The organism is Kribbella sp. NPDC050459, assembly GCF_040655315.1.
GTDB lineage: Bacteria > Actinomycetota > Actinomycetes > Propionibacteriales > Kribbellaceae > Kribbella.
Map to the genome: position 1 here is coordinate 390,015 of NZ_JBFAJQ010000002.1, position 26,456 is coordinate 416,470.

Consider the following 26,456-nt stretch of genomic DNA (forward strand, 5'->3'; position numbering starts at 1 on the left):
CAGGCTATCCGGCGGTGCGCCTGCGGTAGTGGCGATTGACGCGTTCCCGGTTTCCGCAGGCGGGCGAGCACCAGGTCTGCCGCGGATCGTCCTGCAGGAAGTACTTCACGCACCGCGCCGCCGGGCACGCCCGCAGCCGGGCCCGGTCCGGACCCGCCAGGAAGTCGATCGCCGACCGCCCGACGGCGCCGGTCACCAGCGCGACGGGATCCTCGGTGCGCGCGACCCGCCGTACGACGGGTTCGCCGTCCGCGGGCCACTCGAGCCGCTGGCTCCCCAACCGGTCTGCCGCGCGGTTCACCATCCGGACCGCCGCGTCGGCATCCATCAAACGGTCCGCGTCGGCCTTGCTCGGCGCTCCCGGCGCCACCGCTCGGGCGAACAGCGCCCGCACCGCCCGCCTGATCCCCACCAGCTCCGGCCAGGCCTCCACGGCCGCCGGCCCGACCCGCCGCCCGAGCACCTCAGCGACGAGCTCCGCGTGGTCAGCCAGCCAGACGGCCGCCTCTTCCGGAGTGGACAACAGGTCATCGATTCCGCCGTGCCCGTCGTGCTTGATCGTGGCGGCCAGGGCGAAGGCCAGGTTGTTCATCCGGGGATTCTAATGGGAAAGTCGCTTGCTGCCATGTGAATCCATCGCTTAGGGTCGCGGCTGTGGCCCTGAACGAAGTACGTGCGACCGCCCAGCAACTGCTCGCGCTGACGGCAGATCTCGACGACGCCGCCGCGCGCGGCGACTCGGTGCTGCCCGGCTGGTCCCGCGGGCACGTGATCACGCACATCGCGAACTTCTCCGAGGCGATGACGCGGCAGGTCGAGGAGGCGCTCCAGGGCCGGCTCGTCGAGGTGTACGACGGCGGCCGCCCCGCGCGCGACGCCGCGATCGAGGCCGGCGCGGACCGCTCCGCGGCGGAGCTCGAAGCGCACCTGAACCAGGCCGTGACCGCGTTGCTCGACGCGTGGGACAAGGTCGGCCCGACCGACTGGCCGCTCCCGATCCTGCACCGCAACAGCAATCTCTCGGCCGGCCTGCAGGCCACCTGGCGGGAACTCACGATCCACACCGCGGACCTGAACCTCGGCATCACGCCGACCGCGTGGTCCGAGGACTTCTGTCTGCACCTGCTCGACTTCCTCCGCCCGCGCACCCCGGACGACGTCCACCTGGTCCTGAAGTCCCCCACCGTCACCTGGGACAACGGCGCCGGCGAGACCGTCACCCTCGAAGGCGCACTCACCGACCTCACCGCCTGGTACGCCGGCCGGCCGGCACCGGGCCCGATCACAGGCCCGGCACCGGAGCTCCTCCCCTGGCCTTAGCTGACCGTGAAGTCGTCCACCTGGATCCAGGTGTCCTTGTTCGGCGCGTTGAAACCTGCGTAGACGGTCAACTCGTGGACGTCGGGCGGAACCTTCACGGTGACCTCGTGGTGCACGTAACCGGTGCCGGCGCCGAAGGTCTTGCTGGCCAGGTCCTGTGTCCCGGCGCGGATGCCGAAGCGGCCCTGATCGGCGGGGAGGTTCGCCGACGCGTTGACCCAGGCGCCGAAGGTGTACGTCGCGCCCGGGACCACAGGGACGGTCTGGTAGAGCGCGCTCCAGCCTGTACACGTGCACCGGATCCAGCCGTTGTTGGCTCCTGAGTGTGCGAAGCCGAGGCCGCGGTCGACGCCGTTGGCCGCGGTGCCTTCGAAGAGCCAGGCCGGCTTGCCGCCGCCGGTGCCCTCGAATCCGCCGTCGGCGAGCTGCGAGACGTAACGGACCGCCAGCTCGGAAACAGTCGAGTACGACCGCGTTCCGCCGGGCAGACCGATCACCCGGACCCCGTCCGTCTCCTGCACGGGGAACGTGATCGTGTACGTCGTGTTCGCGCCGGCCGACGCGTCACCCGGGTACGCCGGGGACACGGTCTGCGACCCGACCTCGATCCACTGCCCGTTGTGGCGCACCTGCACCCGCGGCCGGCCGGTGAAGTAGCCGCCCTCCGCCGAGACCGCGCCGGAGGTGAACTCGACGGTGTTCACCTTGTACTTCGCGGGCCATTCGTAGCCCCACCACGACGCGCCCTTGACCTCGTCGTCGAAGTCCGACTCGCTCCCGGTACGAGCGCCGTCGTTCATCAGCGCGAGACTGCCCGACTGCGTCGACTTGGAGATCGCCACAGCGCCGGTCGTCGCGAGGTTCTCAGGTCCCGGCAGGTTCGAGGCCGGCGTACCGGCGGACGGGGTCAGCACCAGCTTGCGCAGGTTGAAGTTGTAGACCGACGTGCCGATCCCGCCACCGCCGCACGGGCAGACGTTCGCCTGGACGTACATCGTCTCGCCGTCGGGCTGCACGAACTTCGACGGGATCGTGACGCCGTAGCCGCCGTACTTCGAGGTCGACCACGGATACCCGCCGAAGTCCTTGCTCAGGAAGTGCTTCCACGGTCCCCACGGCGTCGGCGACTCGTAGAACTCGAACGTGTACTCCGTCCAGGACGTGTACACGTACCGCTTCTGCGCGGGCAGGTAGGTCACGCCGCCCTGGCTGATCACGCTCAGGTTGGACGCGTTCGTCCCGTACGTCTGCGCGTACAACCGCCGCGTGTCGGTCAGCACCGGTCTGCGGTCCGCGATCTTCGAGGACCATCCGGCGCCGGTGTAGAACTTCCACGCGCCGCGGTCCTGAACACTTCCGCGAGGCACCCGCGCCAGGAAGACCGACTGCGGATCGGCGACGGTGTCGTCGAACGAGTCCCGCCAGTTCCCGTCCAGTCCGTACGCGTAGACGTATCCGTCCGGCGCCAGCGCCCCGCCGCGCCCGAAGTCCGCGAACCAGATCGTCGTGAAGACGTGGTCCGCGAACATCGGCTTCGACTTGTCCCAGGTCCAGGTCCGGCCGTGGTCGGTCGACTTCAGGATCGTCGCCGCCGGTACGTCGTTGAAGTCCAGCGCGAGGTCCTGGACGGCGAGGTACATCGTGTCCCCGACGCACACCATCCCGGTGGGTTTGCGGTTGTATCCCGCGCCGCTCCAGATCGACCCGACCTGGTTGCCCTTCGAGATCGTTGCCCCGGACAAGTTTCCCGGCGTACCGGTGATCTCGCTGACCGCGATGTCGGCGAAGTCCCCGTCGAGGCTGAATCCCTTGCCGTCGCCGTTCGCGGCGTACAGCTTGTCGTTGCCGGCCCAGCAGGACGGCCACAGGTCGCCGTCGCTCGGGCTGGGCCTGCCCTTCGACTCCACCTGAGCGGTGCCGATCCCAGCCGAGGCAGCGACCGGAGCGGGCGAGGAATCAGAGGATTGAGTGAACAGCGCCGCCGATCCGAAGACCAGCGGGAGGACAGCAAGCAAGGCCCCACGCTTCATGAGCTATCCCTTCAGGGTCTGGTACCAGTACGCGACCGACGACCAGTCGTCGCTGCGCTTGTTGGCGTGACCGTGCTCGATGGTCACGCGGATGCTGCGGAAGAACGTGATCGGATCCTCGATGTGGAAGCGGTACAGCGAGATCTCCCCGCTCCAGTTGGGTCCACCGGGCAGTGTGATCCCGTGGTACGGCGCCGAGTACGCCTCGCTCGGACACCACGCGGTGTTGAAGTAGTCCTCGGTGCCGGTGCCGTGCAAGGACGGCGGGAACGATTCGCCGTCGATGAAGATCATGTCGTCGCCCTCGCCGTACCAGTTCCACTCGGCCGACTCGCGCAGGTTCCGGATGCTCACCACGCAGCCGACGTAGTGCCCCTTGCCCTCGGTGTCGAGGACGACGTAGTTCCCGTCGCCGGTGAGGTTGGTGCCTTCCACCTGGTACTGCCGCAGCGTCTCGTCGCCCTGCTCGACCCCGTCGGTGGGCTGCTGCCGGTTGTACGACGCATGGAAGTACCCGAGCCCGTCCTGCGCGCCGTCGAACAGCTCGTAGTCGACGTAGTAGTAGAAGAACACCGGAGCCGCGGACAGCTCCGAGACGATCTCCACCCGCGCCCGGGACGCGAACGGCATGTGGAACCAGCAGTTGAAGCCCTTCCCGTCCTGCGGGCTCATCTGCAGCGGCGCACTCACGAAGTTGACCGTCTTCCCGTGCCCGACGCCGAAGAAGTCACCGAGCGGCACGAGCACACTGGGCCGGTCGGAGTCCTCCCAGGTGATGCGCAGGATCAGCTTCCGCAGGTAGTCGCCGTCCATCTCGTCCGGCCCCCACGGGCTGTCTCGTGCGACGGTGCACCAGATGTGGTTGATCGATCCCGGTCCCTCGATGTCCGCCAGGACGGCGGTCTCACCCGGACGGATCGTCAACCGGTCGTCGTTGCCGCCGGTGCGGTCCCAACTGGACGCTCTGCGCCGCTTTGAGTCCCGCAGCCGGGGCAGATCACGCAGACTGCTGCCATAGTCGCCGTACATATACGCCCTTTACTTGAGGCCGGTCGTCTTCATCGCGTCGACCAGCCGGCGCTGGCCCGCGACGAACACCACGACCGTCGGGACGGCCGCGATCACCGCGGCCGCGAGAATGAGGTTCCACGCGGAGGCGTACTGCCCCTGCATGCCGGAGACGCCGAGCTGGATCACCCGCAGGTCCGGGTTCCGGGTGATGGTCAGCGGCCAGAGGAACGCGTTCCAGTTGGCCAGGAAGAACAGCACCGAGAGCGACGCGAGGACCGGGCGGCTGAGCGGCAGGATGACGCTCCAGTACCGCCGCCAGTACCCGCAGCCGTCCAGGTCGGCCGCTTCCTCGAGCTCCCGCGGGATGTTCAGGTAGTACTGCCGGAGCAGGAAGATCCCGAACGCGTGGAAGATGCTCGGCACGATCAGACCGGCGTAACTGTCCAGCAGACCGAGCTGCTTGGCCACCAGGAACAGCGGGACCAGGATCACCGGCAGCGACACCAGCAGCGTCGACATGATGCCGGAGAAGATGATCCCGCGCCCGGGGAACCGCAGCCGGGCCAGCGCGTACGCCGCCATCGAGTGGAAGAACAGCGCGATCACGGTAACCGCCACGGACACGATCGCCGAGTTCAGCATGAACCGCGGCATCGGGATCTTCAGCAGGACGTACCGCAAGTTGTCCAGCGTCCAGTGCGCCGGCCACCCGAAGTCGAACACCTCCTCGGCCGGTTTCAGCGCACTGATCAGGATCCACAGCAGCGGCAGGATCGCGATCACCGCCAGGACGTGCGCGACAACCGGCAGGACTCTAATCCTCATCGAAGCGACCTCCTCGGGTGAAGCCGAACATCAGGCCGGTGCAGACGACGAGGATCGCGACGACCACGGTGGTCAGCGCGGCGGCGTACCCCATGTTGTTGAAGGTGAAGGCCTGCTCGTAGATGTAGAGCACGACCGTGCTGGTCGCGCGCGCCGGACCGCCCTTGGTCAGCACGAAGACCAGGTCGAACGCCTGCAGGCCGGTGACCGCGCCGATCGTCGAGTTCACCACGACGAAGAAGCTGGTCGGGCGCAGCAGCGGCCAGATCACGTACCGGAATCGTTGCCATGGGCCCGCACCGTCGATGGCCGCGGCGTCCTCGAGCTCCTTCGGCACGTCCTTCAGGCCGGCCAGGAACACCAGCATCTGGTAGCCCATCAGGAACCAGACGCTGATCACGACGTACGTGCCGAGCGCGAGCGACGGCGTCCCCAGGAACGACACGTCGCCGAGGCCGAGCGGCGCCAGGATCTTGGACAGCGCGCCGCGCTTGTCGACGAGCAGGAACTGCCAGATCAGGCCGACCACGACCAGGCTGACCACGTTCGGCAGGAAGAACGCCGACCGGACCCAGCCGATGCCCTTGAAGTGGTTGCGAACCAGCATGGCCAGCGCGAAGCTCACCACGAACGCGATCGGCACGAACGTCACCACATACGTCGCGGTGACCTTCAACGACGCCCACAGCTGGTCGTCGCCCGCCATCAGCTTGTAGTTGGCCAGACCGACGTACTGATAGTTGCCGAAGCCGTCGACCTTGAAGAACGCGACGCCGAAGGCGAGCACCATCGGGATCGCGACGAAGATCAGCAGACCGAGGGTGTCCGGCGCGAGGAAGGCGTACGCCGCCAGTGCCTCGCGCCGTTTCCTCGTCATCCCCGCCTTCGGCAACGCCCGCACGCGAGCCCTGGGTTCGGACGGAGGAGCGGTTGTGGTCACCATCAGCTGATCGGCGCGCCCTGGTAGGTCTTCAGGAACGTGTCGATCTTCTCGGCCGCGTCGGCCGCCGCCTTGGCCGGATCGGCCGCGTTCAGCTGGCAGGCCTGGATCGCGTCCGCGATCGGCTGGTACACCTCCGGTGGGAACCGCGGCTCCGGCTTGCCGGTCGGCGCGATCTCGCTGACGAACTTCTTCAGCACGCCCTCGCCGAACGCGCCCTTGGCGTCGGCGGCCTCCTGCACGGACTTGCGCGGCGGGACGTTGGTCTTGACGACCGTGTTCCACTGCCGCTGTCGCTCGACACCGGCCTCGTCGGTGGAGCCGAGCGCCCAGGCGATGAACTTCGCCGCGGCCTCCGGGTTCTTGCCCTTGGAGTTCGCGACGAACGCCCAGCCGCCGAGGTCAGTGGCCGGCTTGCCGCCGTCCGGCGTCGGGTGCGGGATGATGCCGTACTTGAAGTTCTTCGCCTTCGCACGCAGGTCGGCGACTGCCCAGATACCGCTCTGCTGCATCGCCGCCGCGCCCGAGCCGAGGTTCGACACCACGTCGCCGCCGCCGTCGCCGAGCGCCTTGCGCGGAGCCACCTTGTTCTTGATCGTGTCGCCCCAGAACTGCAGCGCCTGCGCGGCGGCGGGCGAGTCGAAGGCGGCCTTGCCGTCCTTGATCGCGTTGCCGTCGCCCTGCCACAGGAACGGGTACCAGGTGAAGTTCTGGTAGTAGCCGGGCAGCGTCTCGAACATCACGCCGTACCGTTTGCTGTTGGTGAGTTTCTGCGCGACGGCGAGGGTCTGGTCCCAGGTCTTCGGCAGGTCCGCCTCGGACAGGCCGGCGCTCTCGAAAGCGGCCTCGCTGTAGTACAGCGCGAGCGGCTCGATCTCCATCGGCAGGCCGTAGACCTTGCCGTCCACGCTGCGGGCCTCGAGCAGGCCGGGCAGGTAGTCCTTCTTGGACTCCTCCGACAGCGCGGACCCGAGGTCCTGCAGGACGCCGCCGTTGTAGTAGCGCAGGAAGTCGCCGGGGCTGATCAGGAAGATGTCCGGACCCTGCCCGGACTGGAACGCGGTCTGCAGCGTGGTCCCGTTCAGGTAGTCCTTGCCGGGGATGTAGCGCAGCTTGACCTTGACGTCGTTGTTCTTGTTCCACTCCGCGACGGTGTCGACGAACCACTTGCTCTGCGGGCCTTGGTCGTCGGACGGTCCGTAGAAGTTCCAGAACGACATCTCCTTGGCGTCGCCGCCGGAGGAGTTGCCGCCGCAGGCGGACAGCAACGGGACGCCGGCCGCGGACGCGGCGAGGGCGCCGAGCCCGCCGCGCAGGACGGACCGGCGGCTGAACTGCCTGGCAGGGGACGGTGTTGCGGCCATCAGTGCTCCAGGGGGTGTCTCGAACGGTCTAGCCGTGGTGCGAGGGCAATCGATTTCTCGCAATTTACGAGTAGCCGCCATGCCGGTCAAGGGGCGGCGGGGTGCCGATGTGGTCAACTCGCCGGATTCCCGCCTGCACACAAGGGATTCGACCTGGGTGCAGACGTTGACACGTCCCGGCCCTGCTGCCTAATCTGCGGAAATCGATTTCTGAGATGAGAGGCGCTGGGATGCCAGTTGTGCCGAACCGTGCGTCCGCCCACCGCACGGCCGACGAGCTGTCCAGGGACCTGGTGGCACGGGGACTGCAAGCGGCGCGGGACGCCATCGAGACCGAGGCCGCGGCCGTGTCGGCGCTCGCCGACCGGCTGGACGGGGTCTTCCTGGAGGTCCTGACCGCGGTCGCCCGCTGCGAAGGCCACCTGGTGGTGACCGGCCTCGGCAAGTCCGGCCTCGTCGGCCGCAAGATCGCCGCGACGCTGGCGAGTACGGGGACACCGGCGACGTTCATCCACTCCGGCGACGCGTTGCACGGGGACTCCGGCGCGGTCACGGCACGCGACCTCGTCCTGGCCTTGTCGGCGTCCGGCGAGACGGCCGAGGTGTGCGCGTTCGTGCGGATGCTGCGGCAACGGGACATCCCGGTGATCGCGATGACCGGCCGCGAGGAGTCGACCCTGGCGCAGCTGGCGACGTACACGCTGGACACGATGGTGCTCCGCGAGGCAGACCCGTTGAACCTGGCGCCGACCGCGTCGACGACGGCGTCCCTCGCGATGGGCGACGCGCTGGCCTGCGCCCTTGTCGTCCTGCGGGAGTTCAGTCATCACGACTTCGCGCGCTTCCACCCGTCCGGTGCCCTGGGCAAGCGTCTGCTGGAGGACCAGGCATGACGGAGGTGTGCGTGCTCGGATCGTTCATGAAGGACCTGGTCGCGTCGGCGGAGCGGCGGCCGTTGCCGGGCGAGACGCTGCACGGCACCGGCTTCGCGGAGTTCCTCGGCGGCAAGGGCGTCAACCAGGCGATCGCGGCGGCCCGGATGGGCGCCCGGACCGCGATCGTCGGGACGATCGGCGAGGACCGGTACGGCGAGGAGTTCCTCGAACTGCTGGCGGCGAACGCGGTCGACACCTCGTGGGTCGTGCGGCACCCGTCGCTGGGGACCGGCGTGGGACTGCCGCTGGTGCTGCCCGACGGCGGCAACTCGATCATCATCGTGTCCCGTGCGAACGCGGCGATCACCGCGCCGGATGTCGAGGCCGCGCGGGAGGTGCTGACGTCGAGCAAGGTGCTGAGCGTGCAACTCGAGCTCCCGGTCGAGGCCAGCCACACCGCCCTCCGGCTCGCCTCGGCCGCAGGTGTCACGACGATCCTCACCCCGGCCCCGGTCGGCCCGGTCGACCCGACGCTGGCCGGGTACGTCGACATCCTGGTGCCGAACGAGGTGGAGGCGGCGGCGCTCACCGGGCTGGACTGCGACGACGAGTCGCAGGTGCCGATGATCGCCCGCAAGCTCGCCGAGGACTGGGATCTGCGCGCCTGCGTGGTGACGCTGGGGTCCCGGGGTGCTTACGTACTGGACCGGGCCGGCGGGTTCGAGGAACGGATCGCCGCCCACGACGTCGACACGATCGACACGGTCGGCGCCGGGGACGCGTTCTGCGGATCGCTGGCCGCGTCGCTCGCACACGGGGCCGGCCTGGTGGACGCCGTACGGCTGGCGAACGCGGCCGGTGCCCTGTCGACCACTGTGAACGGCGCCGCGGACTCGGCGCCTTCCCACGCGGCAGCGCTGGCACTGCTGGACGGCGCAACCTCCGCCTCATGAGATCCTTTCGGTCGGATCGGAGTTAGAGTGCGATCCAGACGACCATCGGATCTCCAGCGGGGAGCGGGTATGACGACGATCTACGACGTCGCGCGTAGGTCGGGCGTGTCACCGGCGACGGTGTCCCGGGTGCTGAGCGGCCGGCGGAACGTGGATCCCGAGCTGTCCGCGAAGGTCCGGGCCGCGGTCGCGGAGCTCGGCTACCGGCCGAACGGCGTCGCGCGGAACCTGCGGAAGTCGTCGACGAACCTGTGGGCCGTGGTCATCTCCGACATCGAGAACCCGTTCTTCACCTCGCTGGTCCGCGGGCTCGAGGACGTGGCGCAGACCGAGGGATACCACGTCGTGCTCTGCAACTCCGACGAGGACGCCGCGAAGGAAGCGGCGTACGCGTCGGCGGTGCTGACCGACCAGATGGCGGGGGTGGTGATCTCCCCGACGTCGACCGCCGAGGGCGTGCATCTGCTCGCCGACGCGAAGATCCCGATGGTGATGATCGACCGCCGCGTCGAGGGCGTCGAGGCCGACACCGTGCTGGTCGACAACGAGCACGGCGCCTTCGAGGGCGTCAAACACCTGATCGACGGCGGCTACCGGCGGATCGCCTGTATCACCGGGCCGCGCAAGGTCTCGACCGCGATGGACCGGCTCGCCGGGTACCGCTCGGCGTTGCGGGCGGGCGGGATCCGCTACGACAAGGACCTGGTCCGGCACGCCGACTTCCGCGAGGCCGGCGGGTACGCCGCGATGGAGAGCCTGCTCGAGCTGGCCGATCCGCCCGAGGCGCTGTTCGCCACCAACAACCTGATGACTGTTGGTGCCTTGGAGTGCTTGGCGCGCAAGGGTTTGCGGGCGCCCGACGACATCGCGATCGTCGGTTTCGACGACATCCCGTGGGCGGACCTGGTCGTGCCCAGCCTGACCACAGTCGCCCAGCCGACGTACGAGCTCGGCCGCACCGCCGGCCTGCTGCTGAAGGACCGGACCGCCTCCCCCGGCCGCCCGCCGTCCACCGTCACCCTGCGCACCGAGCTCCACATCCGAGCCACCTCCGCCCCCAAGACCTGACCCACACCGCGTCGAGTCGTGACGATCGGCGGGGAGGATCAGTGGAAGAGTTCCAGCTGGGCGAGAGTGACCGGCGTGGCGGTGGTCAGCCGGTACAGCTCGTACTCGCCCGGGTTCTCGATGGTGAAGGGGCGAAGCTGGCGAGGCCAGGTGAAGGTCTCGCCGGCTCGGGAGTCCAGGACGGTCCAGGTGGTGCCGTCCGTGGAGCCTTCCAGCTGCCAGGTGGTCGGCGCTGGGCCGGAGCCTGACGTCACGGTGTAGAGGGTCGGCGTTGCGGGCGCGGGCAGCGACCACGTGACGCTCTGGTCGACAACCGTCTCCGTGGCGGATGTGTCGTCGAAGAGCGGGTTGCCGGCGTCGACCGGGACGAGATCAACGAGCGGCACCGGGACAGCGTCGTCCTGGGTGAGTGCGGGCGGTGACTCCAGGGTCGCCCAGTCGGACGGCTCGGCTCCCAGCGTGAAGTCGAGCCGGCCGGCCGTCGTCAATGCCTCGTGGGTGATCGACGCTACGGCCAACTGCTTGCCGTCTGCCTGGACCTCTTGCACATAAGGGTGTTCGGCACCCGTCGCGGTGATCGTCAGCGGTGCGCCGCCGATCGGCGCCACGACCGTCCGCCGGAACAGCGGCGAGCCGATCGCGTACTCGGGCGCGCCGACGCGGAGCGGGTAGAGGCCGAGGGCGGCGAACAGGTACCAGGCGGACATCTCGCCGTTGTCCTCGTCGCCCGGGTACCCCTGCCCGATCTGCTCGCCGACGTACAGCCGGTCGAGGACCTCGCGGACGATCGCCTGCGTCTTGGCCGGGGCGCCGGCGTAGTTGTACATCCAGGCGATGTGGTGCGCGGGCTGGTTCGAGAAGCCGAACTGGCCCATCCGGACCGCCTGCGCCTCGAGCATCTCGTGGATGACGATCGAGTAGGTGCCCTTCTTCGTGGCGAGCTCGGGCGTCGCGAAGAACGCGTCGAGCTTGGCCTCCAGGCCGCGCCGACCGCCGTACAGGTTGGCCAGGCCGCGCGGGTCGTGGGCGACGTGGAAGGCGAAGTTCCAGCCGCAGGTCTCGGTGAAGTCGCCGCCCCACTCCTCCGGGTCGAAGCTCTCCGGGCTCTTCGCGAAGGTCCCGTCCGGCCGGCGGCCCTGGAAGAAGTCGATGTCCTGGTCGAACAGCAGCACGTAGTTGAGCGACCGGCGGCGCAGGTACTCCGCTTCGACCAGGAGCTGCGCCCGACGCTCGGGATGGACGTCGGCCAGGCGGGTGGCCATCTCGGCGAGGGCGAAATCGTTCAGGTACGCCTCGAGCGACCAGGACACGCTCTCCTCGGTGTCCGTGCTCACGTAGCCGGCGAAGAACCCGGTCTCGACGCCCTTCCGCCCGACCTCGGTCGCCTCCGGCGCGACGGTCGCGTTCCGCAGGCCGGCGTCGTACGTCGCCAGCGGGTCCGGCAACGCCACGCCCTTGAGGTACGCGTCCGCGAAGGACACGTCGGAGCTCGTCCCGGTCATGCAGTCCGCGTAGCCCGGCGACGACCAGCGGGCGATCCAGCCGCCGTCGCGGTACTGCTGCACGAACCCGTCCACCAGCTCGGCGGCCAGGGCCGGGTAGAAGAACGCGTACGCCGGCCAGGCGGTCCGGTACGTGTCCCAGAACCCGCTGTTCACGTACATCTTGCCGGGCCTGACCACTGCGTTCGTGACCTGGTCAGTGGCCTCGCCCTCGGTGGGCAGGACCGGGCTCGCGTACCGATGGTCCGGGTTCTCCGCGCTCGCCACGTTCTCGAAGTGCGAGTTCGGATAGAGGTTGAGGCGGTAGAGGTTGCCGTACACGGTCAGCAGCTGCGGCGGCGTCGCGCCCTCGGGGCGGATCACCTGCAGCCGCTCGTTCCAGATCGCGTTGGCGGCGGCCTGGATCTCCTCGAACGAGCGGCCTTCGAGTTCGAGCTCCAGGTTGTGCCGGGCCTGATCGACCCCGATGAACGACGTCGCGATCCGCAACGTCACCTCGGAGGCGTCGAAGCTCGCGGCGCGGGCGTTGTCGCGGCCGCCCGACGTGGCGCCGAAGGCCGTCGGCGCACTCGAGAACACGCCGTAGCAGAACATCCGGGTGCGGCCGAACTCCGAGCCGTTCTCGACCCAGCCGGTGACGGCGTTCCCGTCGTACGCGAAGGCACCGTGCTCGTCGATGGTGTCGAAGACCAGGTGCCGTCCGGGCGCGCCGGCCGGGAACGTGAAGCGGAAGATCGCGCCGTGGTCGGTCGGGGCGAGCTCCGCGCGGACGCCGTTCGCGAGCGCGACCGCGTACAGGTCGGGGCGGGCGGTCTCGTCGTCGTGGCTGAACGCGGCGGCGCGCTCGGCCGGATCGCCCAGCGGCTCGGCGGCGGCGACCGGCATGATCGTCAGCTGATCGCGGTCGCCCATCCACGGGCTCGGCTGGTGCGAGAACGTGAGCCCCTGCAGCTCGGGGCGGTTGTCCGCGTTGTTGGCCCGCTGGTACTCGTACGGCCAGCGGTGCGTCGAGGCGTTAGTGACCGGGGTGAGGAAGTTGAACCCGTTCGGCCAGGCGGTGATCGGGAGCGTGTTGCCGCGGGAGAAGTCGTGGCTGGCGTTGGTCCCGCGCCGGGTGTCGACGTACGCCGCGAGGTCCGAGCCGTCGGGCTCCGCCGGCGCCGGGCCGATCTCGACGTCGTCGATCCAGCCCGCGAACTCGTGCCCGGCCTGCGGCGCGTCGACCACGAGCAGCACCTGCGCGATCGTCCGGCCGGCGGCCGCGGTCAGGTCGACCTGTACGTCGTTCCACTGGTCGGCGTACAGGATCTTCGCCGCGCCCTGGCTCGCCGCGTCGGCCGCCTTCCCGTACTGGTCCCGGGCGCCGTCCAGCCGGGTCCCGTCGGCGAACATCAGTTCGACGGCCGCGTACGTCGCGGCGTACGTCAGCCCCGCGTCCAGCTCCGGGTAGATCTTGTACCGCAAGCGGTCCCCCGCGGCGACCACTCCCCCGGCGCCCGGCAGCTCGGCCTCCTGCCGCCCGCCGCTCGTCCCGGAGTACCGCGTCCCGTCCACCGCACTGAACCCCGCCCGCGGGCTGGTCGGTCCACCTGGTCCACCACCGGTCTCGATCATCACGCCGCAATCCTACGAATCAGTGCGGCGGCTCCGGAGGGATGTTTCCATCGTGGACCCAGGCCACGTAGTCGCGAGCGGTTTCGGCGGCTGGGCGGAGGGTGAGCCCGGCCGCGCGGGCCCGGGTGTTGGTCAGCTGGAAGGTGCCGTCGTTGGAGCCGTCGTGCGGGAGATGGAAGCGGTCCACGGCGGGTGACCAGTCGACCGGCTTCGGGTCGGGTACGACGGACTGCCAGACGGCGGCCAGGTCCGCGAGCGTGTGGGTCGGGCCGACCGCGTTGAACGGGCCCGGCACGCGGCGCGTCGTGAGGTGCAGCAGGAAGGCGGCGAGGTCGCGGGCGTCGATGTACTGGACCGGCTGGCCGGGGCGGGCGGAACATTCCATCGGGAGGCCGTGCGCCAGCGCCCAGCCCCAGTTGCCGAAGTCCGGGTTGTAGGGGCCGACGACGAAGCCGGAGCGGACGGCGGCGGCGCGGTCGCCGAAGGTGGCGGTGAGCAACGATTCGTTGCGGACCTTCGACGGGCCGTAGAGGTCCATCGTGAAATGGTCCTCGGGGGCGCCGTCCGGCCACGGCAGCAGCGGCGCGGTCTCGGTCATCCCGGGGGTGATCCGGTCGGCGTACACCGCGATAGAGGACATGTAGGTGTAGTGCTCGCAGCGGTCACGGAGGACGGCCGCGGTCAGAGCGACGTCGCGGACCAGGAAGCCGGACATGTCGATCACGCCGTCCCACTCGCCGGTCGCCAGGGCCTCGGGCGCGGCGCGGTCGCCCACGATCCGGCGGACCGACGGGAACAGTGCGGGATTCGTCCGGCCGCGGTTGAACAGTGTCACCTCGTGGCCGTCCGCGAGCGCGGCCTCGACGACGTGCCGCCCGAGGTTCTTCGTGCCGCCGAGGACGAGAAGCCTCACGACAGCTGCTCCACCAGATCCGCCAGCTCGGCCAGCAGCGGATCGATCCAGCCCTCCGACTCCGGGATCGTCCGCACCCCCTCCTCGACCACGAACGTCAGCGCGAGCAGGCAGAAGCAGGCGCCGCCGACGAGCAGCTGCCGATCGACCAGGAACGAGTCCTCCCCGGCGGCCTCGACGTACCGCGCCACGATCGGCCCGCGCTCGTAGCCGAAGGCAACGGCATCGCGGACCAGCGTGTAGAGGTCGCTCAGGTGCGGGGCGACGTACGCCAGCGGCCAGTCGACCGCGGTCCACCGGGTCCCGTCGGTGACGAGGTTCTTCGGTACGAAGTCGCCGTGCACGACACTCAACGATGCCTGCCGGTGCAGCGCCGCCAGCGCCTCGGTCAGCGGCGCGATGTCGAACGAGACCCGGCCGATCCGGCCGGCCAGCTCCTTCACACGCTCCGGCGGGAAACCGCTCGGCCCCGGCACCGCCCGGCCGCGGATCCCGGCGAGCAGGTCGGCGGCGGCGAGGAACCCGTCCGCGGTCGGCTCCTGCTCCAGCGTCACCCGGCCGACGTCCTCGAGCACGATCACGCCGTCACCGCCGTACAGCAGGCGGGGCGCCGGCAGCTCCAGCGGTACGACGAACCGCTCGTACGCCGCGTCCTCGCCGAACTGCGTGTCGGTCCCGTGCTTCACGATCACGCTGCGCAGACCGTACGACAGCCGCCGCACCTCGGACGAGCCCCACTGCCGCAACAGCTCGCCGTGCACCGCGTCCTCCGCCGGAGCACCCAGAGCCTCCAGAACCACCCGTCCCGGAACCCACGCAGGAAGCATCCGAAAAGTAGACCACGCGTCGTCGTCCGGCGCTGCCGAATTAGGGTGTGGGTATGACGGAGAACGCCACGCACGCCTGGGGCTTCGGCCTCGCCACCGTTACGACCGCCGGGGACGTCCTCGACGTCTGGTACCCGGCGCCCGCGCTCGGGACGCGGCCGGACGACGCCAAGGCGCCGGCCGAGCTGGTCGCGGCGGAGGGCAACGACGAACTCCGCCAGGTCCGGCGTGCGGTGGTGGCGACCGAGATCGCCCTGGCCGACGCCCCGAGCGGTACGGCGGACGCGTACCTGCGGCTGCACCTACTGAGCCACCGGCTCGTCCGCCCGCACGGCGTGAACCTGGACGGCGTCTTCGGCGCCCTGCCGAACAACGCGTGGACGTCGCTCGGCCCGGTCCCGGTCGACGAGATCGAGAGCGTCCGGCTGCGCGCCCGTGCGGCGGGCAAGCACCTGAGCGTCACGAGCGTGGACAAGTTCCCGCGGATGACGGACTACGTCGTACCGTCCGGGGTGCGGATCGGCGACGCGGACCGGGTCCGGCTCGGCGCGCACCTGGCCGCGGGCACGACGGTCATGCACGAAGGGTTCGTGAACTTCAACGCCGGCACGCTCGGCACGTCGATGGTCGAGGGCCGGATCGTCGCCGGCGTCGTGGTCGACGACGGCAGCGACATCGGCGCGGGCGCGTCGATCATGGGCACGCTGTCCGGCGGCGGCAAGCAGGTGATCTCGATCGGCAAGCGCTGCCTGCTCGGCGCGAACGGCGGCACCGGCATCTCGCTCGGCGACGACTGCGTGGTCGAGGCGGGGCTGTACGTGACCGCGGGCACCAAGGTCACGCTCCCGGACGGCGCCGTGGTCAAGGCCCGGGAGCTGTCCGGGCAGCCCGGTCTGCTCTTCCTCCGCAACTCCGTCACCGGCGCCGTCGAGGCCCGCCCGCGCAAGGGCGAGGGCATCACGCTCAACGAGGCGCTGCACGCGAACGCCTGATCGTTCGAAAGTATGACTTCGCCAACCGGCGTGAGGCTTAGCACGTCAACCTGTCCGTGGGACAGGAACCTGTCACCCGCCCTTGGACGTTGGGAGCGGTATGGCGGTGAAGCGTGGTGCCCTGGTGGCCGTGGGGGCCATTGGCGTGCTCAGCCTCGTGGTGGGCGTCGGGATCGCCTGGCTCGGCGGTAAGCACGTCGGCAAGCTGCTGCCGCCGACCGAGGAGTGCACTGCCACGGTCAACGGGCAGATGGTCGTGGTGGACTTCGAACAGGCCGAGTCCGCGGCGATCATCGCGGGCATCGCCGTCCGCCGCGGGCTGCCGGCGCGGGCGGCGACGATCGCCCTCGCCACGGCGTACCAGGAGTCCGGCCTGCGCAACCTCGGCCACGGTGACCGGGACTCGCTCGGCCTGTTCCAGCAGCGGCCGTCACAGGGCTGGGGTACGGCGCAGCAGGTCCAGGACCCGTACTACGCGAGCGGCAAGTTCTACGACGCGCTCGTGAAGATCAAGAACTACCAGAAGCTCGCGATCACGGTCGCCGCCGACAAGGTGCAGCGCAGCGCGTTCCCGAACGCGTACGCCGACCACGAGGCGGACGCCCGGGTGCTGGCGTCGGCGCTGACCGGGCAGTCGAAGAGCGTCTTCAGCTGCACCGTGAACACCGACTCGGTGCCGGCCGAGGTGATGGGCCCCAACGGGCTGACGCCGCGCGCGGAGGCCGTCCGCAAGGACCTGGCCCGCACGTTCGGCAAGGTGTCCACCGGCGGGTACGCCGTCGGCGGGGTGCGGACCGGCCACATGGAGGGGTCGGCGCACTACGACGGGCGGGCGGTGGACGTGTTCGTCCGGCCGATCTCGGCCGCCAACACCACGAAGGGCTGGGCGATGGCGCAGTACCTGGTCGCCCGGGCGGACCTGCTGAAGATCAAGACCGTCATCTTCAGCGACAAGATCTGGACCGCGGGCGGACGCTCGGACTCCGGCTGGCGCGACTACACCCCGCCCGAGCGGTCCGGCGACCCGAAGATCCTCCGGCACCTGGACCACGTCCACGTCGACGTGCTCGAGCAATAAAAGGAGGGCGCCCCGAAGGACGCCCTACTCCGTGCAACCAACTGCTTACTCGTCGTGCTCCTGTGGCGGCAGCGCGGCGATGAACGGGTGGTCCTTGTCGATCTTGCCGAGCTTGGACGCGCCGCCGGGCGAGCCCAGGTCGTTGAAGAAGTCGACGTTCGCCGTGTAGTAGTCCTTCCACTGCTCCGGGGTGTCGTCCTCGTAGTAGATCGCTTCTACCGGGCAGACCGGCTCGCAGGCTCCGCAGTCGACGCACTCGTCGGGGTGGATGTACAGCATCCGGTTGCCCTCGTAGATGCAGTCGACGGGGCACTCCTCGACACAAGCGAGGTCCTTCAGGTCAACACACGGCTGCGCGATGACGTAGGTCACTGCTACTCCTCCTATGGCAGGCAAGCGCAGCGCTGGACTTGGGGTGCTGCGATGCGGTGGTGCTCAGTGTCTCTGGTGTCTCTAGTATCACGGTAGTACGTCGCCCACTCTGCCAGGAGTCCGGATCGTGTCAGGCCTCAGTGCCCGTGATATCGGCCACCGTGTCGTCGTCCGGCACCGGATACCGGGCGGCCTGACCGACGTCATCGGCGTCCTGCAGGCCCGGACCCCCGAACTGGTCGCGGTCCGGCACGCCGACGGCACGGTGCACGAGATCCCGGCCGCGGACGTGACGGCCGCGAAAACGATCCCCGAGATGCCGCTCCGCCCGGTGGACGTCGACCAGCTCTTCCTGACGACCGCACTGGGCCGCCCAGCCGTCGAGACGGCGTACGTCGGTCACTGGTTGCTGCGAGCATCCTCCGGCTGGACCGGCCGCGGCAACTCGCTCCTGCCCGCGGGCGACCCCGGCCTGCCGGTCGCCGACGCGCTGTCCCGGGCCGAGGACTTCTACCGCGAGCGCCACCTGCCGCCACAGGCCCTGGTCCGCGTCGACAGCCCGCAGGACAAGGAGATCCGTGCTCTCGGCTGGGTCGACGCACGCCCGGAGCAGTCCGACGTACTCGTCATGCACACCACGCTGGACCACGTGAACGGGCTTCCCGGGTACGACGTCCAGCTGGCCGAGCAGCCGGACGACGCGTGGTACGCGGCTGCTTTCGAGGGCCCGGTGCCGGACGTGGCGCCGAAGGTCCTCGAAGGGGCGCCGAAGGCGATGTTCGCGGCGGTCGTCGTGGACGGGGTCATGGCCGCGGTCGGGCGGGGCTCGATGACTGGGCATTGGCTGGGTGTGGACGCGATCCGGGTGGCGGACAGCTATAGGCGCCGCGGGTTGGGTACGGCGATCGTGCAGGGGCTCGCGCGCTGGGCGGGATCCCACGGCGGCCGGCGGACGTACCTCGAGGTGCTGCTGGAGAACACGCCGGCCATCACGACGTACACGCGTCTCGGCTACCACGAGGCGTACAGGTACCGCTATCTGACCAGCCGGTGAGCCGCGGCCGCGCCGACCAGCGTCAGCACGAGAAACCCCGCTAGAACGACCGCCAAGGCCCCTCTAGGGTCGTCAGAGAGTGCAGCATAGGTCGAACCAGCCAGCGCCACGCCAAGCGCTCCAGACAGCTGTGCGTTGGTGGCGACGACACCCGACAGGTCAGCCGCGTACTGCGCCGGCAGGCTGGACGTGATGGCACCGATCAGTGTGTTGGCACTGATACCGAGCCCCAGCCCGCCGACGCCGAGCAGAGCGAACAGAAGCGGGCCGCTGCGACCGCCGAGCAGCAGATAGGCCAGGACGCTCAGGTAGCCGGCTCCCAGCACCAGACAGCCCACGACGGGCATCCAGTGCGCTCCCCTGCGCAGCCTGGGGATGACAGGTCCCGCCAGACCGAACGCAGCCACCCAGACGACCATGGCGAAGCCCGAGTACGCAGGGCCCTTGTGCAGGCCGTCCTGGAGGTACAACGCCAGGACGAACAGCAACGCGAAGTACGTCCCGCTGGTGCAGCCGTGGGCGAGCAGACCGGCGCGGACCGCCGGGTTCCGGATCACTTGGCGCGCTACGAGCGGGCGGCCGCCGCGGGCGGCTGTGCGGCGTTCGCCGTACTCGAAGAGCGCCAGCGACGGGACGCTGAGCAGGAGGCAGACCCAGGACCAGGCAGGCCAGCCGCGTTCGGAGCCGAGCAGGAGCGGCAGGACGACGAGCAGAACCGTTGTGGACAAGGCGAGTACGCCGCCGAGGTCCAACCGGTCGCGGTGGCCCGGCGGATCGGCCGGGAGCAGACGACGGCCGGCGACCGCGAGCGCGATGCCGATCGGGACGTTGACCAGGAAGATCGGCCGCCAGCCGGTGCCGAACAGATCGGCCGCGATCAGGACGCCGCCGAGCAGCTGGCCGGCGACGGCGCCACCGGAGAGCGCGATCGAGAAGTAGCCGAGGGCCTTCAGACGGTCACGTCCCTCGAAGTGCAGCTGGATGCCGCTCAGGACCTGCGGAACCATCAGCGCGGCGCCTGCCCCCTGGACGAACCGTGCGACCACCAGCGCGCCGATCCCGGGCGCGAGACCGCAGGCGAGCGAGGCAGCGGTGAACACCGCGAGTCCCAGCAGGAACGTCCTGCGGTAACCGAGCGACGCCCCGAGGCGGGCGCCGGTGATCAGCAGAACGGCGAACGCGACGACGTACCCGGAGACGACCAGGCCGACCGCCCCCGGGGACGCCCGCAGGTCGGTCCCGATCGAGGGCCCCGCGATGTTGGCCACCGCGGTGTCGATGTTGGCCATGAACTGACCGATGAGCAGAACAGCGAGAACCGCACCGCGGTTACGAGTGAGCAGCACGCCGATGGAACGTTGCGAGGGTGCCGAGATGTGAGGGAGCTACGCTGCTCTGCCATGGCGGATCACGTGGTGGAGCGGCCGGAGTACGCCGGGGACTTCGAGGGGACCGTGCGGGTGGAGTACACGCCGCACCCGGACGACGGGGTGGCGGATCCCGGCGAGGTCGTCTGGACCTGGGTGCCGTTCGAGGAGGACCACAGCCGCGGGAAGGACCGCCCGGTGCTCGTCGTCGGCTGGGACGAGCCCTACCTGCTGGCGCTGATCCTGACCAGCAAGGACCACGACCGCGACGCCGCCGACGAGGCGCGCTGGGGCCGGGTCTGGCTGGACATCGGCAGCGGCGCCTGGGACAACGAGCACCGGCCCAGTGAGGTCCGCCTGGACCGCGTCCTGCGCATCGACCCGCAGCAGGTCCGCCGCGAGGGCGCGGTCATCGACGAGAGCGTCTTCGACGAGGTCGCGGCCGGACTGCACAACCTGCACCGCGGCTGACCGGCCGGCTGATCCGTCAGCTGGCCGGGGGCGTGGTGTTCGTCGCGCTCGACGGCTTCCGGCCGGGCGGCGGGGTGATTCCACCCGGCGGCGGTGTGACCACGGTGCCCGGCTTCGGACCGCAGCGGATGTCGTCGGCGGCGTTGTACTTCGTAGTGAACGACTCGGTCTTCTGCCGGACGCCGTTCTTCGCGAAGTACCGGTAGATAGTGATGTCGAAGCCCGCGGTCGGCGCCTGCGGCTCACACTTGGCGGCCGTGTTGTAGACGACGCTCGGCTGCCGGACGTTCGTCTTCGCCGACTGCCCGGCGGTGACGTCGACGAACTTCGTGCCCCAGATGATCACCCGGATGCTGCCCTTGCTGCCCGGGGTCGACGCCTTGAAGATCGTCTGCACCAGCAGGCCGTGCCCGGAGTCGTTCTGGAACCTCAGGTCCACCGACGGCCACGCCACGGTCGCCTCCCGGCCGACCGGGTAGCGGCTGATGTAGACGCTGTGCGCCTTGTGCTCGAGGATCTTCACGCCGGCGAAGAACGCGGCGTTGAAGGTCGTGGTCGCCGACTGCGAGACACCGCCGCCGAAGTCCTTCTCGAACTTCCCGCCGCTGATGATGTACCCCTCGGCGAACCCGTTCTCCTTGGTCCGCTCGCCGACGATCTTGTTCAGGCTGAAGATCTCGTTCGGCTTCAGCAGCGTCCCGTTGATCTTCGCCGCCGCGGTCCCGATGTTGGTGTTGCGGTACGGCGCGTGCGGGAACTCGGTCTTGAAGTCGCCGATGTTCTGCGTGATCCCGAGCGCGGTCGCCTGCTCGGTGGTGAACTTCGCCTTGGTCGCCGTCAGCGGTACGGCGGCGCGCCGCTCGCCGGTCGGCTTCGGCAGGATCGTCAGGATCGCCGCGCCGACCTTCGCCCGGTCCACCACCATGCCGTCGACCGCCGGGACCACCTTCGGGCCGGCGCCGGCGACCTGCACCGTCGCGTCCTTCGGCAGCGTCTCCAGCGCCTTGAACCGCTCCTGGAACAGCGGCTCCAGCGCCTTCGTGCTCAGCGCCGGGATGACCTTGCCCTCCTGCACGCTGACGGCCAGCGCCGGGGCCAGCTCGGCCGGCTCCAGCTCGACCGACTTCGACCCGACGGTCAGCCGGATCGGGCCCGACATCGCCGGCTCGGCGAACTCCGTCATCGCCTTCTCGATCGCCTCGGGCGCGGCCTGCGGCTTGGTCACCTCGACCGGCAGGTCCTTCGGGGCGCCGTCCGCGGGGTACGCCGCGAACACCGCGCCGGCCGCCTTCGCGGTGTCGAGCTGCAGCCCGTCGGCCGGCTCGTGCTTGACCGGCTTGGTGCCCTTGAACGTGATCGTGCCCTCGGTGGCCTTGCGGTTCACCTGGCCGGCCAGCTTGTCGACGGCCGCCTTCAGCTTGGCGTCGTCCTTGGTGACGACCGGCTCGACCGCGTCGCCACCGGTCAGCGCGTGCCAGATCCGGCCCGGGGCGAGGCTGCGGCCCGCGCCCGCGGCGGAGACGGTCTTGTCGACGTCCACGGTGAGTCCGGCGTCGGCCGGCGCCACCTGGAACGTCGACCCGCCCGCCGTCAGCGCGATCGGGGCGGCCGCGCGGTCCTGGAGACCAGCGGTCAGCTTGGCCTTCGCGTCCTTCTCGGAGAGCCCGCCGATCGGGATCCCGAGCACGGTGGTGTCACCCGGAATCTTGTCCCCGGCGAACGCGAACGCCGCGCCGTACCCCACGACGACTACACCGAGCCCGGCGGCGGCGATGATCCCCGCGAGCTGTTTTCTCCCCACCGGACAGAGTCCTCCTGCTCGAGCCTTGGTCAGGGCACAAGCGCACATCCTACGGGACGTTGCGGACCCTCCCGACCGTCGGGGCTGCCCCGCGATGCCCCGGGGGTAACGGTCAGTTTCCGGGCAGTTCCCGGTAGTGACTGGAGTGGTAGATCAGCGCGCTCGGGTCGCCCGGATCGCCCGATCCCAGACTCAGCACCTCACCCACCACGATCGTGTGATCTCCCCCGTCGTACGTCGCCCAGGTGCGGCACTCGAGCCACGACAGGGCGCCGTCGACGGTCGGGCAGCCCGTCTTCGGGCCGGCCGTCGTCCCGATGCCGTCGAACTGGCTGTACAGATCCCGCCCGGACCGCGCGAACCGGTCCGCGATCGGTCGCTGCCCCCCGGACAGCACCGACACCGCCCAGTAGCCGCAGTCCAGCACGGCCGCGTGCATCCGGACGGCCTTGTCGACGCAGACCAGCACCAGCGGCGGATCGAGCGAGACCGAGGTGAACGCGTTCGCGGTCATCGCGTGCGCGACACCGTCCTGGAGCGTGCTCATGATCGTGATCCCCGTCGCGAACTGCCCCAGGGCAGCCCGGAAGTCCGCAGGCGGGACACTCCCACTCGACTCGGAAGACGACACCTCAGCAGGTTATGCCCGGACCCGGGTTGATACCTCAACCCGGCGTGTGGGACCGATCACGCCACCCGCATCGTTACCGCCGCCCGGGGTACCGGACCATCGATGGTTGGTGACCGGGATCGCCGGCCGCTCGTGCTCAGGCGCGAGCGGCCGGCTGGATCTCCGAGTGCTGCCGGTCCGGCTCAGAGGCCGGCGAAGAGATCGTGTTCGAGGCCGTCGGGGGCCGGGGCGGCGGTGCCCTTGACCAAGCGGTACGGCTCGGAGCTCCAGATCTGGTTGCCGAGGTTGTTGGACAGGGCGAAGAACGGGCCGTCGACGGTGATCTGGGTGGCGTGCGCCTTCATCGCGTTCATCTTCCGGTCGATGAACTCCTCGCCCTCGATCACGCAGTCGATCAGCCGGTCCGGCGTGACGAACGGACCGAGCGGGCCCTCGGGGTCCATGCCCTCGAACGTGGTGGTGTCGCCGGACTCGCGCAGCAGCCGGAGCTGTTGGCGCATCCGCGACTCGGCCATCGCCGTCCAGTAGATCTTCGGGATCTCCCACGCCGGTCCGAGGTCCTCACGGTACGACCGGGCGGCGGCCAGGTCGGCGGCGTACGTCGCCACCCGGTGGGCCTTGATGTGGTCCGGGTGGCCGTAGTTGCCGTACTGGTCGTAGGTGACCAGGACCTGCGGGCGGACCTCGCGGATGATCGGGACCAGGTCGTCTGCCGCGCTCAGCAGGTCGGCCTGCCAGAAACTGTCCTTGCGGGTCTCCGGCGGGACGTCCGCGTTGCCCGCGTCGTTGTAGATCATCCCGGTGTCGCGGTACTTGCCCGGGCCGCCGAGGAAGCGGTGGTCGGTGACACCGAGCTCGGCCATCGCGTCCGCGAGCTCACCGATCCGGTGCTCGCCGAGGCCGTCAGTCTGATCGGCGGCCAGGTGCGACAGCTCGGGGACGAGGACCTCGCCCTCCTCGCCGAGGGTGCAGGTGACCAGGGTGACGTGGGCTCCCTCGGCGACATAGCGCGCCATCGTCACACCGTTGTTGATGGTTTCGTCGTCCGGGTGGGCGTGCACCAGCAGCAGCCGGCGCTCAGCAAGCTCAACCATGCCGAAAGCCTACGTCGGGCGGCGGACAGTTCGGGATAAGGAATTTTCCCGACACCGGTCAGCCGAAGCGCCGGACCAGCAGGCACCCGGCCTGGAACCGTGACTTGGCGCCGAGGCCGGCGATCAGCGCGCTGATCTCGGACCGGATGGTGCGCAGCGACAGGCCCAGCTCGTGCGCGATCGCCGCGTCCTTGGCTCCGGTCGCCATCATCCGGCCGATCGTCACCTGGCGGCTGGTCAGCTCGTTGACCGCGGACGGTTCCCGCCGGCGGGACCCGAGCTCGTACACCTCGCAGACGACGTCCGGCGCGAAGTCCTCTCTCCGCACCACCGGCACCGCCGGGTAGACCGACATACCCACTCCTCCCCAAGAGTCCAGGACAAGGATTCTCGTCGCCGGCCGAGAGCGGTCGCCAGGTACAACCCATACAAACGACCCATACAGTTCCGGACAGCAGGAAGGGCGGCGCCGAACGGCGCCGCCCTTCACTGTTCAATACTGTTCAATTTCGTACTGCGGGTGCCGGGGTCAGCTGACCTTCTTCACACCGATCTGCGTCAGGTCGGGAATGCCACCGGTGTTCGGGTCGGCCACGACGTTGTCGAGGTTCGAGCCGACGACGTACACGTTGAGGTCCTGGACGGTCGGCACCAGCGGCGCCGTCTTCATGATCTCGACGTACAGGTCGGACAGGTCGGTCTCGATCTTCTGCTTGTCGGTCTGCGACGTGATCTGACCCATCTTGTCCCAGCCGGCCTGGCTGCGCGCGTAGTTGTTCTGCGCGGCCTTGCCCGCGGCGGTCGTGTCAGGTCCGAAGACCGACGGCACGATCGTCGTGAGGCTCGCCCAGTCGTAGCACCAGCCAGCGGTGATCAGGTCGGTCGCCGCGGAGTCCTGCTGCTGGGTCGAGTAGTAGTTGTCACCCGGGATCTTCTGGATCTCGACGTTGATCCCGACAGCCTTCCAGGAAGCCTGCGCGGCCTCGGCGGCCTTCACGGCCAGACCGGAGTCCGCGGTGCCCAGGACGAGCTTCTCGCCCTTGTAACCCGCCTCGGTCAGCAGCTGCTTGGCCTTGGCCGGGTCACCCTGCTCCGGAGCCTTGAAGTTCTCCTCCGGCTTGTAGCCCTCCATGTCCTGCGGAATGATCGAGTCGACCACCTTGGCGAGCCGCTCGCCACCACGGCCGTCGCGGTAGCTGGTCCGGTCCAGGCCGTAGTACAGGGCCTCGCGCAGCTTCTGGTTCTTCAGCAGCGGCTTCTGCTCGTTGAACGCGATGTAGCGGCGGCAGATGTCGGTGCCCTCGACGACCCGGTCCTTGACGTTGGCCTGGTTCGTCTTGGCGATGTTCTCCGGCTGCACACCGGCGAAGCTCAGCGAGCTCTGGTCGGCCGCGCCGTTCGCGATCAGTCGCTGGTCGACGGTCGCCTCGGCGTCACCGAACTTGAAGATGAACTTGTCCGGACGTGCGTCGCGCAGCGGGTCGGTCTTCTGGTCCCACTGGTCGTTGCGGACCAGCACCAACTGCTTCTTGCGGGTGTACGTCTCGATCTTGTACGGGCCGCTCGACACCGGGTGGTTGTCGTACTGCGTCTTGGTGTCCTTGGCCTTCGGGACCGGCGAGAAGACCTTCATGCTCGCCGTGCCGTCGAAGGAGGCGACCGGGCGGTTCAGCTTGAAGATGATCGTCTTCTCGTCCGGCACCTCGATGGCGGTGCAGCCCTTGCCGTTGTTGTTGTTCGCCACGTACGGGCCTTTGTAGCCCTTGCAGTCGAGGTACTCGTGCGCGTACGGCGCACCCTCGGCCATGTCGGCGGCGAACGACCGCTCGGCGTTGTACTTGATGTCAGCGGCAACGATCGGCGTGCCGTCCTCGTACTTGATGCCGTCCTTCAGCTTGAAGGTCCAGGTCTTGAAGTCGGGGCTGGACTCGTAGCTGTCGGCGAGGTCCTTCTCGAGGATGATCTTCTTCGCCTTGGCGTCGTACCGGTAGTCCGTCAGGGTCCGGGTGATCAGCTTGCCGATCATGCCGGAGTCGGTGACGAAGTTCCGCGCCGGGTCGAGGTGCTCCACGTCGTTGACGTGGTAGACGGTAACGGTGCCCCCCTTGGCACCGGCCGAGGCCTGCCCGCTCGGCGTATTGCTTTCTCCCCCGCCGCAGGCAACCGCGGTCAGGCTCAGACCGAACCCCACGGCGATTGCCACTCCGGTTCGTTTGAGGTGATCCATGGCCAGTGTTTCCTTCCTTGTGTTGACACTTGTCGCCGGGTCACGGCGGCATGAAGAAAGAGATCTACGTCATGTGGCGGTCATCAACTCACGTGTTCACAAACAGCGCAATGCAGATTCGCCCGCT

General features: G+C 69.3%; 24 protein-coding genes. 8 read left to right on the top strand and 16 right to left on the bottom strand.

The annotated features are described in order from the left end of the window. Positions 1-4 precede the first annotated feature (4 nt). Positions 5-592, bottom strand: coding sequence for an ABATE domain-containing protein (locus tag AB0I12_RS07720; protein WP_359926090.1), 588 nt, complete (start codon positions 590-592; stop codon positions 5-7). 62 nt (positions 593-654) lie between these two features. Here AB0I12_RS07720 and AB0I12_RS07725 point away from each other — a divergent pair, with 62 nt between their 5' ends. Then, positions 655-1,320, top strand: a complete 666-nt coding sequence (locus AB0I12_RS07725; protein ID WP_359926092.1) for a maleylpyruvate isomerase family mycothiol-dependent enzyme — start codon at positions 655-657, stop codon at positions 1,318-1,320. Here the strand turns inward: AB0I12_RS07725 and AB0I12_RS07730 are convergent. The 5 genes from AB0I12_RS07730 to AB0I12_RS07750 all read right to left on the bottom strand — a co-directional run bounded on the left by AB0I12_RS07730 (position 1,317) and on the right by AB0I12_RS07750 (position 7,490). Beyond that, entirely contained in the window at positions 1,317-3,350 is a 2,034-nt protein-coding gene (locus AB0I12_RS07730) for a DUF4185 domain-containing protein (protein WP_359926095.1), read from the bottom strand. The two genes, AB0I12_RS07725 and AB0I12_RS07730, sit on opposite strands and share 4 nt — an antisense overlap. A gap of 3 nt (positions 3,351-3,353) precedes the next feature. Beyond that, positions 3,354-4,379 (bottom strand): glycoside hydrolase family 172 protein, encoded by a 1,026-nt coding sequence (locus tag AB0I12_RS07735; protein WP_359926098.1) that lies wholly within the window; start codon positions 4,377-4,379, stop codon positions 3,354-3,356. 9 nt (positions 4,380-4,388) lie between these two features. Next, entirely contained in the window at positions 4,389-5,186 is a 798-nt protein-coding gene (locus AB0I12_RS07740; protein ID WP_359926101.1) for a carbohydrate ABC transporter permease, read from the bottom strand. After that, the gene (locus tag AB0I12_RS07745) at positions 5,176-6,063 is read right to left on the bottom strand and encodes a sugar ABC transporter permease (RefSeq protein ID WP_359926103.1); all 888 of its coding nucleotides are present in this window, start codon (positions 6,061-6,063) and stop codon (positions 5,176-5,178) included. Before AB0I12_RS07745 ends, AB0I12_RS07740 begins: the two co-directional genes overlap by 11 nt. 65 nt (positions 6,064-6,128) lie before the next feature. Further along, positions 6,129-7,490 (bottom strand): sugar ABC transporter substrate-binding protein, encoded by a 1,362-nt coding sequence (locus tag AB0I12_RS07750; RefSeq protein WP_359926106.1) that lies wholly within the window; start codon positions 7,488-7,490, stop codon positions 6,129-6,131. 230 nt (positions 7,491-7,720) lie between these two features. Here AB0I12_RS07750 and AB0I12_RS07755 point away from each other — a divergent pair, with 230 nt between their 5' ends. From AB0I12_RS07755 to AB0I12_RS07765, 3 genes are all read left to right on the top strand, one after another. Continuing rightward, complete coding sequence (locus tag AB0I12_RS07755) at positions 7,721-8,383, top strand: SIS domain-containing protein (protein ID WP_359926108.1); 663 nt, start codon at positions 7,721-7,723, stop codon at positions 8,381-8,383. Beyond that, positions 8,380-9,318 (top strand): ribokinase, encoded by a 939-nt coding sequence (locus AB0I12_RS07760; RefSeq protein ID WP_359926111.1) that lies wholly within the window; start codon positions 8,380-8,382, stop codon positions 9,316-9,318. The genes AB0I12_RS07755 and AB0I12_RS07760 overlap by 4 nt, the downstream gene beginning before the upstream one ends. A gap of 69 nt (positions 9,319-9,387) precedes the next feature. Beyond that, entirely contained in the window at positions 9,388-10,386 is a 999-nt protein-coding gene (locus AB0I12_RS07765) for a LacI family DNA-binding transcriptional regulator (RefSeq protein ID WP_359926113.1), read from the top strand. A gap of 38 nt (positions 10,387-10,424) precedes the next feature. Here the strand turns inward: AB0I12_RS07765 and AB0I12_RS07770 are convergent, their stop codons facing one another. The 3 genes from AB0I12_RS07770 to AB0I12_RS07780 are packed head-to-tail and all read right to left on the bottom strand — an operon-like array spanning position 10,425 to position 15,242. After that, positions 10,425-13,502 carry a GH92 family glycosyl hydrolase gene (locus AB0I12_RS07770; RefSeq protein ID WP_359927737.1) on the bottom strand — a complete coding sequence of 1,026 codons (3,078 nt, stop codon included), beginning with the start codon at positions 13,500-13,502 and terminating at the stop codon, positions 10,425-10,427. Positions 13,503-13,521: 19 nt separating this feature from the next. Then, the gene (locus AB0I12_RS07775; RefSeq protein WP_359926116.1) at positions 13,522-14,415 is read right to left on the bottom strand and encodes an NAD-dependent dehydratase; all 894 of its coding nucleotides are present in this window, start codon (positions 14,413-14,415) and stop codon (positions 13,522-13,524) included. Further along, the gene (locus tag AB0I12_RS07780; RefSeq protein ID WP_359926119.1) at positions 14,412-15,242 is read right to left on the bottom strand and encodes a phosphotransferase; all 831 of its coding nucleotides are present in this window, start codon (positions 15,240-15,242) and stop codon (positions 14,412-14,414) included. Before AB0I12_RS07780 ends, AB0I12_RS07775 begins: the two co-directional genes overlap by 4 nt. 53 nt (positions 15,243-15,295) lie before the next feature. On the opposite strand from AB0I12_RS07780, the gene dapD reads away from it, so the two are divergent. Continuing rightward, positions 15,296-16,234 (top strand): 2,3,4,5-tetrahydropyridine-2,6-dicarboxylate N-succinyltransferase, encoded by a 939-nt coding sequence (gene dapD / locus AB0I12_RS07785; protein ID WP_359926122.1) that lies wholly within the window; start codon positions 15,296-15,298, stop codon positions 16,232-16,234. Positions 16,235-16,334: 100 nt separating this feature from the next. Then, the gene (locus tag AB0I12_RS07790; protein ID WP_359926125.1) at positions 16,335-17,312 is read left to right on the top strand and encodes a hypothetical protein; all 978 of its coding nucleotides are present in this window, start codon (positions 16,335-16,337) and stop codon (positions 17,310-17,312) included. Between the two features lie 45 nt (positions 17,313-17,357). Here the strand turns inward: AB0I12_RS07790 and fdxA are convergent, their stop codons facing one another. Next, complete coding sequence (gene fdxA, locus AB0I12_RS07795; RefSeq protein WP_012923087.1) at positions 17,358-17,684, bottom strand: ferredoxin; 327 nt, start codon at positions 17,682-17,684, stop codon at positions 17,358-17,360. A 127-nt stretch (positions 17,685-17,811) separates the two neighbouring features. On the opposite strand from fdxA, the gene AB0I12_RS07800 reads away from it, so the two are divergent. Further along, positions 17,812-18,738: a GNAT family N-acetyltransferase gene (locus tag AB0I12_RS07800; protein ID WP_359926128.1), complete on the top strand. Its 927-nt coding sequence runs from the start codon at positions 17,812-17,814 to the stop codon at positions 18,736-18,738. On the opposite strand, the gene AB0I12_RS07805 is transcribed toward AB0I12_RS07800, so the two are convergent. Then, a complete protein-coding gene (locus tag AB0I12_RS07805) occupies positions 18,720-20,084 on the bottom strand; it encodes an MFS transporter (protein WP_359926131.1) in 1,365 nt (454 codons plus the stop codon). The genes AB0I12_RS07800 and AB0I12_RS07805 overlap by 19 nt on opposite strands. Positions 20,085-20,138: 54 nt before the next feature. Between AB0I12_RS07805 and AB0I12_RS07810 the strand changes: the two genes are divergently transcribed. Further along, positions 20,139-20,576, top strand: a complete 438-nt coding sequence (locus AB0I12_RS07810; RefSeq protein ID WP_359926134.1) for a type II toxin-antitoxin system PemK/MazF family toxin — start codon at positions 20,139-20,141, stop codon at positions 20,574-20,576. 16 nt (positions 20,577-20,592) lie between these two features. Here AB0I12_RS07810 and AB0I12_RS07815 read toward each other — a convergent pair whose 3' ends face one another. The 5 genes from AB0I12_RS07815 to AB0I12_RS07835 form a co-directional block, all read right to left on the bottom strand. Continuing rightward, positions 20,593-22,377, bottom strand: coding sequence for a VanW family protein (locus AB0I12_RS07815; protein WP_359926136.1), 1,785 nt, complete (start codon positions 22,375-22,377; stop codon positions 20,593-20,595). Between the two features lie 112 nt (positions 22,378-22,489). Then, positions 22,490-23,008, bottom strand: coding sequence for a flavin reductase family protein (locus tag AB0I12_RS07820; RefSeq protein WP_359926138.1), 519 nt, complete (start codon positions 23,006-23,008; stop codon positions 22,490-22,492). A gap of 182 nt (positions 23,009-23,190) precedes the next feature. Beyond that, positions 23,191-24,102, bottom strand: coding sequence for an N-acetyl-1-D-myo-inositol-2-amino-2-deoxy-alpha-D-glucopyranoside deacetylase (gene mshB, locus AB0I12_RS07825; protein WP_359926141.1), 912 nt, complete (start codon positions 24,100-24,102; stop codon positions 23,191-23,193). Between the two features lie 58 nt (positions 24,103-24,160). Continuing rightward, positions 24,161-24,457 carry a LuxR C-terminal-related transcriptional regulator gene (locus AB0I12_RS07830; protein ID WP_359926143.1) on the bottom strand — a complete coding sequence of 99 codons (297 nt, stop codon included), beginning with the start codon at positions 24,455-24,457 and terminating at the stop codon, positions 24,161-24,163. Positions 24,458-24,631: 174 nt separating this feature from the next. After that, a complete protein-coding gene (locus AB0I12_RS07835; protein ID WP_359926146.1) occupies positions 24,632-26,305 on the bottom strand; it encodes an ABC transporter substrate-binding protein in 1,674 nt (557 codons plus the stop codon). Positions 26,306-26,456 lie beyond the last annotated feature (151 nt).